Origin of the sequence: Streptococcus sp. DD13, from assembly GCF_001578875.1 — a bacterium.
Classification (GTDB): Bacteria; Bacillota; Bacilli; order Lactobacillales; family Streptococcaceae; genus Streptococcus.
In genome coordinates this window covers 182441-196827 of record NZ_KQ969506.1, presented here as the reverse complement: position 1 = coordinate 196827, position 14387 = coordinate 182441, and the positions used below count along the sequence as shown (strand labels likewise).

Sequence of the window (14387 nt, the reverse complement as noted above, 5' to 3'; positions counted from 1 at the left end):
GGTCACTATCCCCGTCAAGAGGGCTGGAATTTTCATCTTTGTGTGAAGAAATCCGGATACAAATCCTGCAACCATCCCAGCTAAAAATCCTAAAAAGGTCGCGATCCATGGATTGGTCCCAGCAGTGATTTGCGAAGCCACGACAGCAGCCCCCAAGGGAAAGGCCCCTTCAGCCGTCATATCCGCGATATCGAGAATTCGAAAGGTCAAGTACACTCCAATCGCCATAATGGACCACATGAGCCCTTCGGCTAAGCTTCCTAAAATAAAATCCATCTTCTTCTCTCCTATTTTCCTTCTATACTTGAAATATCAATTCCCAATTCCTTGGCCATATCCTTATTGATATGAACCACCAGCTTTTCTGGATTTTCAACCGGCAGATCTTTGATCGTCTTGCCTTTCATGTGTTTGATGACCATCCGGGCTGTTTGACGCCCCAACTCTTCATAGTTGGTTCCATAGGTATAAAGTCCCCCATTGTCCACATCACCTGTCGCTCCGCCAATAATTGGAACCTTGTATTTTAAGGATAATTGTTTTAAGGTCGACATGGTAGAGGCGATGGTATTGTCTGTCGGGATAAAGACGACATCCACTTCTGACATGAGGCTCTCAGCTGCAGCCTTGACATTGTTACTATCCAAAATGGTCTTTTCAACGACCTGGTAGCCTTTCTCTTTTAGAAGTTTTGCCGCACTTTCTTTTTGGATGACTGAGTTAGACTCGCTTTGCGTATATAGAATACCAACGGTCTTGGCTTTAGGAAGAACTTCTTTAAGCAAATCTATTTGTTTTTCCTGCATATCTGGAGACTTGTCTGTCGTTCCTGTGAGATTCCCATCTGGTTGATCTGCATTTTCCACTAACTTTGAGGAAACTGGGTCCGTAACAGCCGTAAAGAAAATAGGGACTTCTTTACTCGTAGCCTGCAAACTAATCGCTGCGGGTGTCGCAATCGCTAGGACCAGGTCACTGGACTCCGTCAGTTGCTTTGAAATCGTCTTTAGATTTCGTTGCTCTCCTTGGGCGTTTTGATAGTCAAGTTCAATCGTGTCTCCATCTATATAGCCATTTTTCGCCAATTCATCGATAAAGCCTTCTCTAGCAGCATCTAACGAAACATGGGCAACATACTGAGAAATCCCGATGCGGAATTTCGTTGTGGAGCGCTTGCTTTTACTGATGTGCAAAAGCGTTAAAGAAGTTAAAAGGACTGCAACAACTAAGGTCGGAGCCAATAATTTCTTAAGAATTTTCATAAAGATATCTCCTTCATTCTTTAAAAGCGTAACTGGAAAAACAAAAAATCCGTCTAGAATATCTAAACGGATAGAAGAATACAAAAACAGATAGTATACTGCAGACCCATTTAGATATACATCTACATGGACCCATCATAAAGAACTTTAGCCATATAGATACAAACAAGTTGTTGTAGCGTGTTTGTATCTCAAAATAGAACAAACACTATCTCATAAAGCTAAAGTAATAAAATCGGGTAGAAGTCATATGTTGGATCTGCTTCATTTAACTGGTCACTTTCAATTTAATATACCCATCTTAACGTATTCAAGATGATTTGTCAAACATTTTTTTGAAAAATCCGATTTTTAAGGCTTTTCCCTCATTTATAGGTGGATTTCTCGCCTACATCAAGTCTTGAAGAGGCGAAAAGATAATCTTTTCAATATCTGCAACATAAACAGATAGCTGTTGTTGTTTATTAAAATACTCCATCAAGTCCGAATGACTCTGGATCTTTCCTTGAAAATCTTGCATTTTTGCTTGCTCTTCTTCTCCGGGCATCTGACCAGACTGCAACTGCAACTGAAGTGCCTGATTAAAGGCTACATAGTCTTCCAAGATTTGCTTAGAGGCTGCATCTGCATCTACCTTCGCCTTCGCTGTTACGACAGCTTGGTATTCCGGCAATTCACGAATCGCTCTTTCCAACTGGTTGGCTATATCGTATATATTTTGTGTCATGTGATTCTCCTTTTATATTTTTCCATCTTGTCTCCAGCCATACAAGGCTATTTTACAGTCACTTGGTAACTCGTTTTTTCTTCAATCAAGCGCTTTGCAGTATCTCTGTCTTTGATATTCTTAAAGGTGATTTGTAAAATCCCATCAATATCCTCTCGGTTTTCTTCATTGATATGCATGTTGACGAGGGAAGTTCCCCGCAACAATTCGAGAATAGAAAGAATGACATCTTCCTTATCGGGAACATTGACAAAGATATCAAAGCCAGATTCGACCCCACCCCGTTTATGGATTTCCATACTTTGACGGCGAGAACGTGCATTGTCAAAGTAATTCCAGATGCTTTCCTGGTTTCCATTTTGAATGAGCTGGGCAATTCGATCCAACCGTGCTTGAAAGTCCCGAATCCGATCTAAAATGGCTTCTTGATTGGACAAAAGGATCGCTGTCCACATAGCCGGCTCACTCTCAGCAATCCGTGTCATATCCCGAAAGGCGCCAGCTGCAAACTGGTTGGTCAAGCCATGTCCTTCTGCATAATGACTGGCCTGTTCCATCAAACTAGCCGAAAGAACGTGCGGAAAGTGGGAAATCTGACTGGTCACCCGATCGTGCTCAGCTGCCTGAATTTCGATAAAACGAGCATGTAATCCGCTCAAGAGGTCCTTTAAAAAAACCAGCTCTTCCACCGGCGTAGTTGCAGTGGGCGTCAGGATATAATAAGCATTTTCAAATAGATTGACATCGGCTGCAAGGGGACCAGACTTATGACTCCCCGCCATGGGATGACCTCCAATAAAGGAAATCCCGCGCGAAGCCAACTCCTTCTCTGCTGCTGCGACGATTTCAAGCTTGGTGGATCCAGTATCCGTGATCAGGACACCTTCCCTCAAATCAGCTTGAGCTAGATAGTTTATCATCTCCACGGTTTCCTTGATTGGAACGGCCAAAAAAATGACAGTCGCATTGGTTAAGCCCTCATCCAAGCAGTCTACTACGTGATCAACAATTCCTTTTTCTAAGCAGATAGTGCGCGTCCGCTCTGATCGGTCATAGCCAATGGTCGTGACCTCTGGGTGATCCCGTTTGATTCCCAGCGCAAGCGATGATCCGATAAGGCCTAGACCAATGATAAAGACTTGGTTCGTCGTATGGTGCATATCGTATTAAAACTCTTTTACATAAGTACGGTACTGTTCCACCGCCACTTTCAATTCTTCCAGATTATCGGATGAAAACTTCTCCAGGATTTCCTGAGCTAAAACAGTCGCTACGACAGCTTCCATCACTACACCAGCTGCTGGAAGAGCCGTCGGATCTGAGCGCTCAACGGTTGCTTTGTAGGGCTCATGAGTATCGATGTCAACAGACATCAAAGGCTTGTAGAGAGTTGGAATCGGCTTCATGACCCCTCTGATGATCAAGGGTTGGCCATTGGTCATCCCGCCTTCGAAGCCACCTAAGCGATTGCTGCCACGGCTGTAGCCCTCTCCTTCACTCCAGATAATTTCGTCCATGACTTGACTTCCTTTTAAAGAACCTGCTTGAAATCCAAGTCCAAACTCAACCCCTTTAAAGGCATTGATGGACACAACGGCCTGTGCAATCTTTCCATCTAGCTTTTTGTCCCAATGAACATAGGAACCTAAGCCTGCTGGGACCCCTTCGACCACTGTCTCGACCACTCCACCAATGGTATCCCCATCGCGCTTAATCTGGTCAATATAGTCTTTAATTTCTTGTTCTCGCTTAGGATTGACAATCGATACTTCAGACTGACCTGCTTGAGACTTGATCTCAGAAACAGTCAGACGATCCGGTACCTCAACTTCTTTTCCACCAAAGACGACGACATGATTGGCCATCTCTATTTGTAGCTCTTCCAACAAGCGCTTCGCAACCGCTCCAACTGCTACTCGCATCGTCGTCTCACGAGCAGATGAACGCTCGAGAGAATTCCGCAAATCTGAAAAACGATACTTCATTCCTCCGACCAGATCCGCATGTCCTGGACGAGGATGAGTAATGCGACGTTTCGATTTGAGCCGGTCTTCAATATCCTCTACAGACATGATATCCAGCCATTTTTCATGATCTTTATTGATGACCGAAAGTGTAATCGGCGCGCCTGTTGTCTTGCCATGACGAACGCCCGAGGAGATGTCCACGCGATCACTTTCAATCTTCATCCGACCACCACGGCCATAGCCACCTTGTCGCCTCTTTAACTCCTGATTGATATCTTCTGCCGATAGGGACAAACCAGCTGGAATGCCCTCTATTATCGCTGTTAAGCGAGGCCCATGGGACTCACCCGCTGTTAAGTATCTCATTCTTTTGTCTCCAATACTTGTAAGAATTGTTTCATGTGGCTGATGGTAATCTGTCCTGGGGCTTTGTTTTCCTCCAGACTAGCATAGGTCCAACTAGACCCCGTGATGTGACCGGCTAAACGGGAGATTTTCCCTAATTCTCCCAATGACACCGTCACAAAGACTTGCTCTGCATTTAGGGTCTTAAATCCTCTCGTAAAATTCATCATGTCTAGAACGTCCTGTTCTGTTTTTGGCATGACCGCCATTTTGACGACAGCAGGAGAAAGACTGGTCAGCTCAGACATTAACTCCATGAAGTTTTCTGGAGTTTCTTCCACATTATGGTAGGACAAGATGAGGTTGGGAAATTCCAGCATTTCAGAGAAGACGTCTTTGTGGGTAAAATATTCGAAATCCAGGTAATCTGGCTGGTAGATATGCGCAACTTCCTTAATTAAGGCAACATATTCCTCAGACGAGATGGTCATCTGGCCACCCTCTTCACGTGTCCGGATGGTAAAGATGACCTCTAAACCGGCACACAATTCAAATACCGCTGCCGCAACTGACAAAATTTGATCTTTCGGCAGATAATCCGCCCGCCATTCAATCATATCGGCATCCATTAGCTTTTCGCGATCAATACTGGCCACCTCTTCAATCGATCGAGGCATAATTGGAAGAACTATTTTCATTTATTCACCTTGATTGTAATTACTTTTAGATAATTACTTCTTTCATCGTTACTATTGATAGAAAAATCCGCAGGCAAGCGATCACTCTCCAAGACTTGGAAAGCATGACCCTGCAACCCTTTTTCAATCTGCTTTCTAAACTTATGGATCGGAAGATTGGCCGCATTGGTTGAGGCGATCAAGATACCTTCTGGATTTAGCAAATCAGCAGCTTCTGCAACCAATATATGAAAATCCTTTGCGACAGAAAAACGTCGCTTTTTATTGCGAGCAAAACTTGGAGGATCTAAAATGATCAGGTCATAGCTTAAGCCATGTCGCTTAGCATATCGGTAATAATCAAAGACATCCATGACCACAAAACGATGAGGGTCTAGTGGGAGGCCATTTGCCACAAAATGAGCCATGGACAGTTCCTTGGACCGCTTGGCCAAATCAACTGACGTCGTCGAAGTGGCCCCTCCGATACTAGCAGCTACTGAAAAGGCTGCTGTATAAGAGAAAAGATTGAGGACGGATTTCCCAGCCGCAAGACCATCCACCAAGCGTCCCCTCGTTTCATGTTGATCAAGAAAAATTCCCGTCATCAAGCCATCATTTAAAAATACCTGGTAGGAAACACCGTTTTCTAAGATCAAAAACTGGTCTGGCGCTTCTTCCCCTCTAAGATGACCGGACTCATAGTCTACTCCTTGAAACCGAATTTTCTCATAGGCTCCCTTCACATCCGGATAGACGTGAAAAAAAGCATCGGCGATTCGTTGCCGCAGTTGGTAAACAAAAGGATTGTACCATGTAAAGAGCGCATAGTCGCCATAACGATCAATCGTTAGGCCTCCGAAAAAATCTCCATCTTGGTTAAACAGCCGATAAGCCGTGGTATGACCAGACTCCTCATAACGACTCCTCTTCTGACGCGCCCTTTGGAATAATTGGATAAAAAATGCCTGATCCAGAGGTCGGACCTTCTCAGAAATCAGCCAACCTCCACCCTTATTTTCCCTAGACAGATAAGCCATCCCTAAGCTCGTTCCTGTCTCAGACAGCAATTCTACCACTTCATTTTCCAACTGAACCGATGCCAAGTCTTCAACATCGAGCAATTGAATTCCTTGCTGAATCTTTTTTTCTGCTGCCTGATTCATTTTGATTGTTTTCATACTTATGATTATACCAAAAACCCTCTTAAGGCACAAACTAAACTCAGCACCCTTTCCAGTTCTTACTTTATAAAAATGTGGTATAATGGAGTTGATTATCTAAGAAAAGAAAAGTATAGAATGGGGTTCAATTGTGAAAAATGTATTAAAAAAAATCTCTACTTTTTTTAAAACGAGACTCGGTTTTGTCCTTGCTCTCGTTCTCATCTATTGGGCGAAGACCTTGTTTGCCTATATTATTGACTTCAACCACCTCGAAATTGTCTTTACCAAAACAGGACAAGGCCATCTCCAGTGGTTCATTGCAGCCATTAATCCCATCCCTCTTGGATTGTTATTAATTGGGCTTGCTCTCTACATAAAAAATACAAAAATCTTCTATTGGTTGTCCTTCCTTATCTATCTTTCCTTGTTTGGTTGGCTCTTTGCCAACGTGATTTATTTCCGAGAATTCTCAGACTACATCACCATCTCCACCATGATGGCCAGTTCCAGTGTTTCGGCAGGAATTTCAGATATGGTCTTCAAAATGGTTCACGTAACAGATTTGTTTTATCTGATAGACTTTGTCTTCTTTGGTTATCTCTTGGTGCGGAAGAAATTTAAGACAGACAAACGTCCCTTTAATAAACGTGCCAGTTTTGCAGTTACGGCTCTATCAGCTATGCTCTTTACCGGAAACTTATTTATCGCCGAGATGGAAAGACCCGAGCTTTTGAGTCGGGGATTCTCCAATACCCAGGTCGTCCGTTCCTTAGGATTACCAGCTTTTATCGCTTATAATGCAAACCAAGTTTACAAGACACAACAAACGCGGATGCAAGCGAACTCTGATGATTTAAAGACTGTTCAAGAATATGTCAAGCAGCATTATGCAAAACCAAACCCCGAATACTTCGGAATTGGAAAAGGACGCAATGTCATCTATATTCATTTGGAAAGTTTCCAACAATTTCTCATCGACTTTAAACTCCAATCAGATGGTAAAGAGTATGAAGTCACTCCGTTTCTAAACTCGCTTTACCACTCAAAAGAAACCTTTGCTTTTTCTAACTTCTTCCACCAAGTTAAAGCAGGTAAAACCTCTGATGCAGAAACGCTTTTTGAGAATTCCCTCTTTGGGTTACCAGAAGGCTCCTTTATGGTACAGTACGCAGGATCCAATACCCAGCAGGCTGCACCACACATTCTCCAACAATACGGTTATCAAGACTCCGCTGTCTTCCACGGAAACAAAGGGACCTTCTGGAACCGAAACAATGCCTACAAACAATGGGGCTACCATTATTTCTTTGACCAATCCTATTTTTCTGAAGCGACAAGCGAAAACTCCTTCGAATATGGCTTGAATGACAAGATTATGTTCCATGACTCCATCAAATATCTAGAACGTCTCCAACAACCTTTTTATGCGAAGTATATCACGGTGACCAATCACTATCCTTTTGATGGAAATTTGAAAGGGTCCGAGACTGGTTTCCCTTATGCCACAACAGATGACGTCACCATAAACGGTTACTTCTCAACTGCCAATTACCTTGATTCATCTGTCAAAGATTTCTTTGATTATCTCAAGGCGGCGGGCCTCTATGAAAATTCTGTGATTGTCCTTTATGGGGACCATTACGGTATTTCCAATTCTCGTAATCCGAGTCTCGCTCCTCTTCTTGGCAAAAATACGGAAACCTGGTCACAATACGATAATGCTATGATGCAACGCGTGCCATATATGGTCGTTGTCCCAGGAATGGACAAGGGGCATATCGTTAGCACCTATGGAGGAGAGGTGGATGCCCTTCCGACCTTAGAGCATATCTTGGGGATTGATTCGAGCAACTTTATCCAAATGGGACAAGATTTGCTCTCGCCTGACAATCAACAAGTCGTTGCTTTTCGAAATAGTGACACCTACATTACACCGAAATTTACCAGCTATGCGGAGCGCATTTACAACACGCAAACTGGAGAAGAAATTACAAATCCAGACGAAACGACACAAGCAGAAATTGATGCTGCCAAAACTGCTGCAGCGACTCAACTGAAGATGAGTGATGCAGTGCAAACAGGTGATCTCCTGCGTTTCTTGAACAATGGAATCAATCCTATCCGTCCAGAAGACTATAACTATCAAAATTCAATGGAGCGTTTAATAGCCACAGAACAAGAGCGTGGAAAAAAATCAACCTCCCTCTATAGCCAACTCGGCAAGTCGACGGTGGATTTGTTCAAGTCTCCGACCTACCAGGAACTCAACCCGGATTCCAGCACTTCGTCTAGCACTTCTACGAGCTCCAACTAGTCTTTCTAGTATCCTTTTGACGAAAAAAGGATCATCTCAAGCAAATCCCTCAGTTCTTGATTAGTGAACTGAGGGATTTTTTTAAAGAGAGAGACAAGTTGAAAGGCTATGTTTGAAACCTTTCTTATCCTAGACAGAGCTTAGGTAAGACTTGACGGATGACCTTTTATAAGGACTCCGTTAAGTTCATAGACACAGCTATCCAAATATACTGACTGGGCTAGTGTATTCTCCAAGAGTAAACAAGCAGCTCGAGGGGATTCCTGTGTGACTTTAGGACAAGCAAAAAAAGATGGGTTCCCCCATCCTTTTTAATTATTTACCAAGTTTTGCTTTAGCTGCATCTGCAAGAGCTGTGAAAGCTGCTGCATCGTTCACTGCTAAGTCTGCAAGCATTTTACGGTTTACTTCGATCTCAGCCAATTTCAAACCATGCATCAATTGTGAGTATGAAAGTCCGTTCAAACGAGCTGCTGCATTGATACGTGTAATCCACAATTTACGGAAATCACGTTTCTTTTGACGACGGTCACGGTATGCATAGTAGTAAGAGTTCATTACTTGCTCTTTTGCAGTACGGAACAAGATGTGTTTTGCTCCATAGTAACCTTTAGCTAATTTTAAAATACGTTTACGACGTTTACGTGAAACAACGCCACCTTTAACACGTGCCATTTCTATATTCCTCCAATAAATCCTTTAATAGTCTATTCCAATACTTCCAGCTGATTAACGCATTTGAGTCAACATGGACTTGATACGTTTGAAGTCACCAGCATGTACCATTCCTGCTTTACGCAAGTGACGACGTTGTTTTTCGTTTTCCGTGGAAACGGTGTGACGTAAAGGCGCGGAAGCGTTTCAATCCACCTGAACCTGTCCGTTTAAAACGTTTAGCTGATGCACGGTGTGTTTTTGTTTTGGCATGATATACTCCTTCTATCTTACAATTCTTATTTTTTTCTGAGATGGGGGCGAGCTGCATGAACATTTGACGTCCATCCATTTTTGCACGTTGTTCGATGATTGCGATATCTTGTGTCGCTTCAGCAAACTCAGCCAGTACTTTTGCTCCAACATCTTTGTGGGTAATCATCCGACCCTTAAATCGGATAGACACTTTCACTTTATTTCCTTTTGCAAGGAACTTTTGAGCATTTCGAAGTTTGGTTTCAAAGTCGCCTTTATCAATGGTCGGACTCAGTCTCACTTCTTTCACAGTCACAACGCTTTGTTTTTTCCGTTGTTCTTTCTGTTTTTTCTGATACTCAAATTTGAACTTTCCATAGTCCATAATTTTCGCAACAGGTGGCTTCGCTTGCGGTTGGATCAAGACCAAATCAACATTCGCATCATCAGCAATCGCTTGTGCTTCATTTAATGGTTTAATACCCAACTGTTCGCCGTCAATCCCAATCAGACGAACTTCACGCACTCGAATTTCATCATTGATGAACAAATCTTGCTTTGCTATGGTTTTCACCTCTTTTTTATTTTTCGAGAAAAACGAAGCGGACCTGTATACACAAGTCCGCTCTCCACATCTAATCTTTCTTTAAAAGAAATCTTTTCCTGTAGAGCCAGACAACGTTAGTCGCAAGGCGAGAAGCTTTCACTTCTGCTTTTCTCAATACACCTATATTATCATGATTGCTTTTGCTTGTCAAGGATTTCTTTTGCTTTTTCTGTAATAAAGGAAACAACTCCTTCGATCGATACTCCTGTTGTGTCAAAGGTGAGCGCATCTTGAGCCGCTTTTAAAGGGGACACCTCTCGGTGGCTATCTTTATAGTCTCGAAGCGCAATCTCTTCTTTGAGGGTTTCTAAATCGGTCTCAATGCCTTTGGCTTGATTTTCTTTAAAGCGACGTTCTGCCCTTTCTTCGACTGAAGCGATCAAAAAGATTTTCAACTGGGCTTGTGGCAGAACGACCGTCCCGATATCACGACCATCCATGACAATCCCGCCATGGCTTGCGATCTCTTGCTGCATCTTGACCAGTTTCTCCCGAACAGGTGCTAAAGCAGCCACCCAGGACACATTATTCGTTACTTGGTTATCTCGAATCGGATGTGTAATTTCCACATCTCCCACAAAGACGAGTTGCTCTCCGCTTTCTGCCCGGCCAAAACTAATGGGATACCGATCCAACAAATCTAGCAGCTGTAGCACATCCTCCGGTCCAAGGTCATTTTGCAAGGCAATATAAGTGGCTGCACGGTACATTGCTCCTGTATCTAAGTAGGTATAGTCGAACTGACGGGCAACAATTTTGGCAACCGTCGATTTCCCACTAGAAGCAGGTCCATCAATCGCAATCTGTAGGGGCTTCATACTTCTACTCCTATTTGATTCGAACAACATCACCTGGGTTGGCATACCAAGATCCAGTCGTCATGTGTTCAGGATTTAAACGTTCCAATTCTGCAATGGAAATACCTGCACGCGCCGCAATCGATCCTTCCCCTTCACCTGCATTGACGGTGATTGTCCCTTCGCTTGAAGCAACCGTTGAGGAAGAACTGCTCGCAGCTGTCGACTGGGCTGTTGAAGTTGAAGATGAGGTCGTACTAGAAGCCACAGATGATTTGCTTTGGCTGGCAATAGCTGCTTCATTACTGCTGGCATTCGTGGAGTTGAAGAAGCCATCATTGGAAGATGTTCGGCTTCCATTTGAAGAGAGGTAGACCGCGATTCCAATCATGACCACTACAATCACAAGAAAAACGATCCCTAATATCGTAAAAATAAGGGTATTGATATCGCGCCCTTTTCGACGACGACTTCTTCTAGATGCTTCTTGTGAAACGACTTCTTCGTTCCATGGCTCTTGTGTTTCTTGTGACATAGGTATGTTCTCCTTGTTTTTTTGTAAAATAAGCATTAAAATAAAAATATGAACGTAAAATTGACTCCTGAAAAATGCATCGCCTGCGGGCTTTGCCAAACGATTTCAACTGTTTTTGACTATGACGATGATGGCATCGTTATTTTTTCAGAATCAACAGAACTTGAGATCGATGTCCCACTAACTCCAGCCATCATGGAAGCTGCAAAGTCATGTCCGACGCGAGCTATCGAAGTTGAGCGAGATTATTTTAAATAATAGGCAGAAAAATAATCAAATTCTTTCCCATCACTCAACTCGATTTCCCCTTGAAAACTATCCGTCAGTGTCAAGGCATTGATAAAATATTTTTTGGGCCATTTGCGCATCCGATAAATCATCCCATCCGGATAATCCGTCGAGAAAATCGTCACATTTTGTTTTCTGACTTCTACTTTGTGGATAGAAGAGACGGGAATTTTGGTCGTCTTGAACGGATTGGCCGTTGAAATCTGTAACTCATCATCTTTAATGACAAAATATCGATGAACTCCTAGCATGACCAGCACTAAAAAGGCCAGCAAAAACTGCTGTATCGTTGTGCTGATATAGGAAATTTCAAAAAAAATCGCCAATGGAATAAAGAGCATCATGAGCGTCAAACACCAGTAAATCATGGACCAGGCTAATTCTGGTTGCCAGTGATAGCGGTATTTCCCAAAAATTTTAATCATCGGAAGGCCTCCTCTACTTATTCTAGCATAAAAAAAGAAAAATTCCTTAGTTTTCAGTTTGAAAAACAGAAAAAAGTTACTGAAATTTATCAGTAACTTTTCATTTTCTATAATGTATATTGTTTGTAATAGGCATCCACTCCGGCAAGGATCCCAGCAACCAACTTGTCCTGATAAGCACTAGTGGCCATTTTCTTGGCCTCTGACGAATTGGACATATAGCCCAACTCAAGTAGAACAGCAGGAGCAGTGGTTTCTCTCAACACAGAGAAGGTGTTGCGTTGTACGCCACGATTTTTGGCACCGGATTGGCGCACGACATGGGTATGAATCGCTTGAGCAAGGGCATCGCTTCGAGACATCCGCTCTGGATTGACATGATAGCTTGCATTGATTTTAGAAGGGTATTCCGCATAGGCTTGGTAATAATAGGTCTCAATCCCCTCAAACGATGCTGGACCTGAATTGAAATGGATACTGATAAAGATATCCGCACGACTCTTATTGGCAGCTTGAGAGCGTTCCAACAAGTCCACAAAAGAGTCCGTTGTCCGTGTGGTCACTACTTTATAGCCTTTTCGTTCTAATTGCGTCTTTAGTTTGTTTTGGATGGCCATATTCAAGTTTTTCTCTAGAAGTCCATTGGCAACCGCTCCTGGATCCTTCCCGCCATGTCCTGCATCCAAATAGATCACCCGATTGAGGACACTATAATTTCCTTGGGAGGCTGATGCTCCCTTTTGAGCAGGTTTGACAACTGGAATGGTGTTGGCCAGCTGCTCCTCCTTCTTGACAATTTGTACTTGCAAGGCTTCGATTTGCTTGGACCGACCGATGGTCCCCGCGATTTGATCTTCATAAACCCAATCTTGCCAACCAATATCTTGAACATGGACACGATAGGCTACGCGATAGTGCTGGGCCAATTCTCCGGTCAGGTGCATTTGCAGGGCTTCCACCCGAAGTCCTTTTCCAGTTGTCCCGCTTTCTTTTCCACCAGTCACATAGTTCTGCCAGCCGATATTTTGGACATGACTTTTGACTTCAATCGTTCCATGAGATACATCCGTCAAGGACACCACGAGGGCTTCCATTTGCTTGGATTCTCCGACGGTCCCCGCTACCTGCCCATTGGAGACAGCCGTTTGCCAACCAACATTTTTTACATGAGCCTTATAAAACACACCTGGTTGGGGGATGCGGACGTCCTTTTTCTCAGGCAGATTGGTTAAAAAAGCACCGTTGGTACTGAAGCCTGCACTCGTCCCCTTTTTCACCAAGCGGACTTCATAGGCTTCTAAGCGAAGACCTAGCCCTTGACTTCCTGCATTTTCTCCATTTTTTGCCCAACCTAGCCAGCCCTTATTTTGAATCTGGGCGCGATAATAAAGATCATACTGCACAAGAAGGTTCCCTGTCAGTTGCAGGTTAAAGGCCTCCATTTGCTTGGACTGACCAATGGTTCCAGCGACTTGTCCGTTGGACACCACGTCTTGCCAGCCAATATTTTGGACATGAGCTTGATAACGCACGCCACCATCCTTGGATTGGACTTGGATTTTGATTGCCTCCACACGCTTGGATTGGCCAACCGTTCCACTAGTTTGTCCCTCTGAAACTTCCTTTTGCCACCCGATATTCTGCACGTGACTGCTATAGGTGAGAACGGGCTTTTGCTCTTCTACTCTTTGCCCTTGAGCGACTGGACGTTCAGCAGATGACGGCACTTGTCTGGTCGTCTGGGAGGAGTCGGATCTTGTTTGGGATTCCGAACTCGCAGATTCCGTGTTTTTTTCAGTATGAGGTGCGACTGCGACAGGTTCTTCGGCAATCGTGACAGGTGCAGCTAGGCTTTGTCCTTCGCTATTTCTTGCTTCCGTCCGAACTTTATCCAATTCGGTCTCTGTCTTAGAAGTTTGTGTGACAGAGACAGGTGTACTCGTCTCGTCTGTCGTCCCTTGATCTGCTAATACAGCTGGGGCATTTGCAATCGTAGCTAGCAAAAGACTCGCATATAAGGCATAGGCCTTGTGTGATCCTATTTTTTTCATTTCTCCCTTTCATTCGTTACGGCTTCCAACAGGAAGCCAAACTTTCCATAAATATCCTTTATCGTATCATTTTTTACGAGCGACTGCAAGGCTCAAAAAAAGAGGTCTTGCAACCTCTTCAAACGGAAACAACGTTTTTTAAGTTCTGTTTCTGCAAAGCGCTTTAGAAAAACGAAAGCGAATCACAGAACGTGACAAGGAAAGGAATGACCCAAGAAGGCCCACTGTGAGAAAAAAGAGAGTGGGACAGAAATCGGTCATTCGTTCGAATTCGATTTGGTCGTTCCACCTCCCCACAGTTGAGTCAGGCTGTAAAT

Annotated in this window: 14 protein-coding genes, 2 pseudogenes and 1 other annotated feature; of the genes and pseudogenes, 2 read left to right on the top strand and 14 right to left on the bottom strand. The window is 43.6% G+C overall.

Going from position 1 to position 14387, the window contains the following annotated elements; all coding sequences use genetic code 11:
- The 7 genes from STRDD13_RS00930 to STRDD13_RS00900 form a co-directional block, all read right to left on the bottom strand.
- Positions 1-276: ABC transporter permease subunit (locus STRDD13_RS00930; RefSeq protein WP_443031060.1), on the bottom strand; the 276-nt coding region annotated here is incomplete at its 3' end.
- 11 nt (positions 277-287) lie between these two features.
- Positions 288-1262, bottom strand: a complete 975-nt coding sequence (locus STRDD13_RS00925) for an ABC transporter substrate-binding protein (RefSeq protein WP_067100658.1) — start codon at positions 1260-1262, stop codon at positions 288-290.
- A 388-nt stretch (positions 1263-1650) separates the two neighbouring features.
- Positions 1651-1989, bottom strand: a complete 339-nt coding sequence (locus STRDD13_RS00920; protein ID WP_067100655.1) for a YlbF/YmcA family competence regulator — start codon at positions 1987-1989, stop codon at positions 1651-1653.
- Between the two features lie 47 nt (positions 1990-2036).
- On the bottom strand, positions 2037-3149 hold the full coding sequence (locus tag STRDD13_RS00915) for a prephenate dehydrogenase (RefSeq protein ID WP_067100652.1): 1113 nt from the start codon (positions 3147-3149) through the stop codon (positions 2037-2039).
- Between the two features lie 6 nt (positions 3150-3155).
- Positions 3156-4322, bottom strand: coding sequence for a chorismate synthase (aroC, locus tag STRDD13_RS00910; RefSeq protein WP_067100649.1), 1167 nt, complete (start codon positions 4320-4322; stop codon positions 3156-3158).
- Positions 4319-4999 carry a type I 3-dehydroquinate dehydratase gene (gene aroD, locus STRDD13_RS00905; protein WP_067100646.1) on the bottom strand — a complete coding sequence of 227 codons (681 nt, stop codon included), beginning with the start codon at positions 4997-4999 and terminating at the stop codon, positions 4319-4321. The genes aroC and aroD overlap by 4 nt, the downstream gene beginning before the upstream one ends.
- The gene (locus tag STRDD13_RS00900) at positions 4996-6159 is read right to left on the bottom strand and encodes a class I SAM-dependent rRNA methyltransferase (RefSeq protein WP_067100643.1); all 1164 of its coding nucleotides are present in this window, start codon (positions 6157-6159) and stop codon (positions 4996-4998) included. Before STRDD13_RS00900 ends, aroD begins: the two co-directional genes overlap by 4 nt.
- A gap of 133 nt (positions 6160-6292) precedes the next feature.
- Between STRDD13_RS00900 and STRDD13_RS00895 the strand changes: the two genes are divergently transcribed.
- Entirely contained in the window at positions 6293-8458 is a 2166-nt protein-coding gene (locus tag STRDD13_RS00895) for an LTA synthase family protein (RefSeq protein ID WP_067100641.1), read from the top strand.
- A gap of 315 nt (positions 8459-8773) precedes the next feature.
- Here the strand turns inward: STRDD13_RS00895 and rplT are convergent, their stop codons facing one another.
- From rplT to STRDD13_RS00875, 5 genes and pseudogenes are all read right to left on the bottom strand, one after another.
- Positions 8774-9133 (bottom strand): 50S ribosomal protein L20, encoded by a 360-nt coding sequence (gene rplT / locus STRDD13_RS00890; protein ID WP_000124830.1) that lies wholly within the window; start codon positions 9131-9133, stop codon positions 8774-8776.
- A 54-nt stretch (positions 9134-9187) separates the two neighbouring features.
- Positions 9188-9320: pseudogene (locus STRDD13_RS08925) on the bottom strand (50S ribosomal protein L35); the annotation flags it as partial.
- A 96-nt stretch (positions 9321-9416) separates the two neighbouring features.
- Positions 9417-9941 (bottom strand): annotated as a pseudogene (gene infC / locus STRDD13_RS00885) (translation initiation factor IF-3); the annotation flags it as partial.
- A 14-nt stretch (positions 9942-9955) separates the two neighbouring features.
- Positions 9956-10088 (bottom strand) — a sequence feature (ribosomal protein L20 leader region).
- Between the two features lie 14 nt (positions 10089-10102).
- The gene (gene cmk, locus STRDD13_RS00880) at positions 10103-10792 is read right to left on the bottom strand and encodes a (d)CMP kinase (protein ID WP_067100638.1); all 690 of its coding nucleotides are present in this window, start codon (positions 10790-10792) and stop codon (positions 10103-10105) included.
- A 10-nt stretch (positions 10793-10802) separates the two neighbouring features.
- Positions 10803-11306, bottom strand: coding sequence for an SAG1386/EF1546 family surface-associated protein (locus STRDD13_RS00875; protein ID WP_067100635.1), 504 nt, complete (start codon positions 11304-11306; stop codon positions 10803-10805).
- 48 nt (positions 11307-11354) lie between these two features.
- Between STRDD13_RS00875 and STRDD13_RS00870 the strand changes: the two genes are divergently transcribed.
- The gene (locus STRDD13_RS00870) at positions 11355-11564 is read left to right on the top strand and encodes a ferredoxin (protein WP_067100632.1); all 210 of its coding nucleotides are present in this window, start codon (positions 11355-11357) and stop codon (positions 11562-11564) included.
- On the opposite strand, the gene STRDD13_RS00865 is transcribed toward STRDD13_RS00870, so the two are convergent.
- Positions 11552-12019 (bottom strand): EbsA family protein, encoded by a 468-nt coding sequence (locus STRDD13_RS00865; RefSeq protein ID WP_067100629.1) that lies wholly within the window; start codon positions 12017-12019, stop codon positions 11552-11554. The two genes, STRDD13_RS00870 and STRDD13_RS00865, sit on opposite strands and share 13 nt — an antisense overlap.
- Before the next feature lie 107 nt (positions 12020-12126).
- The gene (locus tag STRDD13_RS00860; RefSeq protein WP_067100626.1) at positions 12127-14070 is read right to left on the bottom strand and encodes an N-acetylmuramoyl-L-alanine amidase; all 1944 of its coding nucleotides are present in this window, start codon (positions 14068-14070) and stop codon (positions 12127-12129) included.
- Positions 14071-14387: the final 317 nt, after the last annotated feature.

Excerpts from the sequence above, each read along its gene's own strand:
- STRDD13_RS00860 (WP_067100626.1), bottom strand. The coding sequence starts at position 14,070 with ATGAAAAAAATAGGATCACACAAGGCCTATGCCTTATATGCGAGTCTT.
- STRDD13_RS00865 (WP_067100629.1), bottom strand. The coding sequence starts at position 12,019 with ATGATTAAAATTTTTGGGAAATACCGCTATCACTGGCAACCAGAATTA.
- STRDD13_RS00900 (WP_067100643.1), bottom strand. The coding sequence starts at position 6,159 with ATGAAAACAATCAAAATGAATCAGGCAGCAGAAAAAAAGATTCAGCAA.
- STRDD13_RS00915 (WP_067100652.1), bottom strand. The coding sequence starts at position 3,149 with ATGCACCATACGACGAACCAAGTCTTTATCATTGGTCTAGGCCTTATC.
- STRDD13_RS00920 (WP_067100655.1), bottom strand. The coding sequence starts at position 1,989 with ATGACACAAAATATATACGATATAGCCAACCAGTTGGAAAGAGCGATT.
- STRDD13_RS00870 (WP_067100632.1), top strand. The coding sequence starts at position 11,355 with ATGAACGTAAAATTGACTCCTGAAAAATGCATCGCCTGCGGGCTTTGC.
- STRDD13_RS00925 (WP_067100658.1), bottom strand. The coding sequence starts at position 1,262 with ATGAAAATTCTTAAGAAATTATTGGCTCCGACCTTAGTTGTTGCAGTC.
- rplT (WP_000124830.1), bottom strand. The coding sequence starts at position 9,133 with ATGGCACGTGTTAAAGGTGGCGTTGTTTCACGTAAACGTCGTAAACGT.
- STRDD13_RS00875 (WP_067100635.1), bottom strand. The coding sequence starts at position 11,306 with ATGTCACAAGAAACACAAGAGCCATGGAACGAAGAAGTCGTTTCACAA.
- cmk (WP_067100638.1), bottom strand. The coding sequence starts at position 10,792 with ATGAAGCCCCTACAGATTGCGATTGATGGACCTGCTTCTAGTGGGAAA.
- aroC (WP_067100649.1), bottom strand. The coding sequence starts at position 4,322 with ATGAGATACTTAACAGCGGGTGAGTCCCATGGGCCTCGCTTAACAGCG.
- aroD (WP_067100646.1), bottom strand. The coding sequence starts at position 4,999 with ATGAAAATAGTTCTTCCAATTATGCCTCGATCGATTGAAGAGGTGGCC.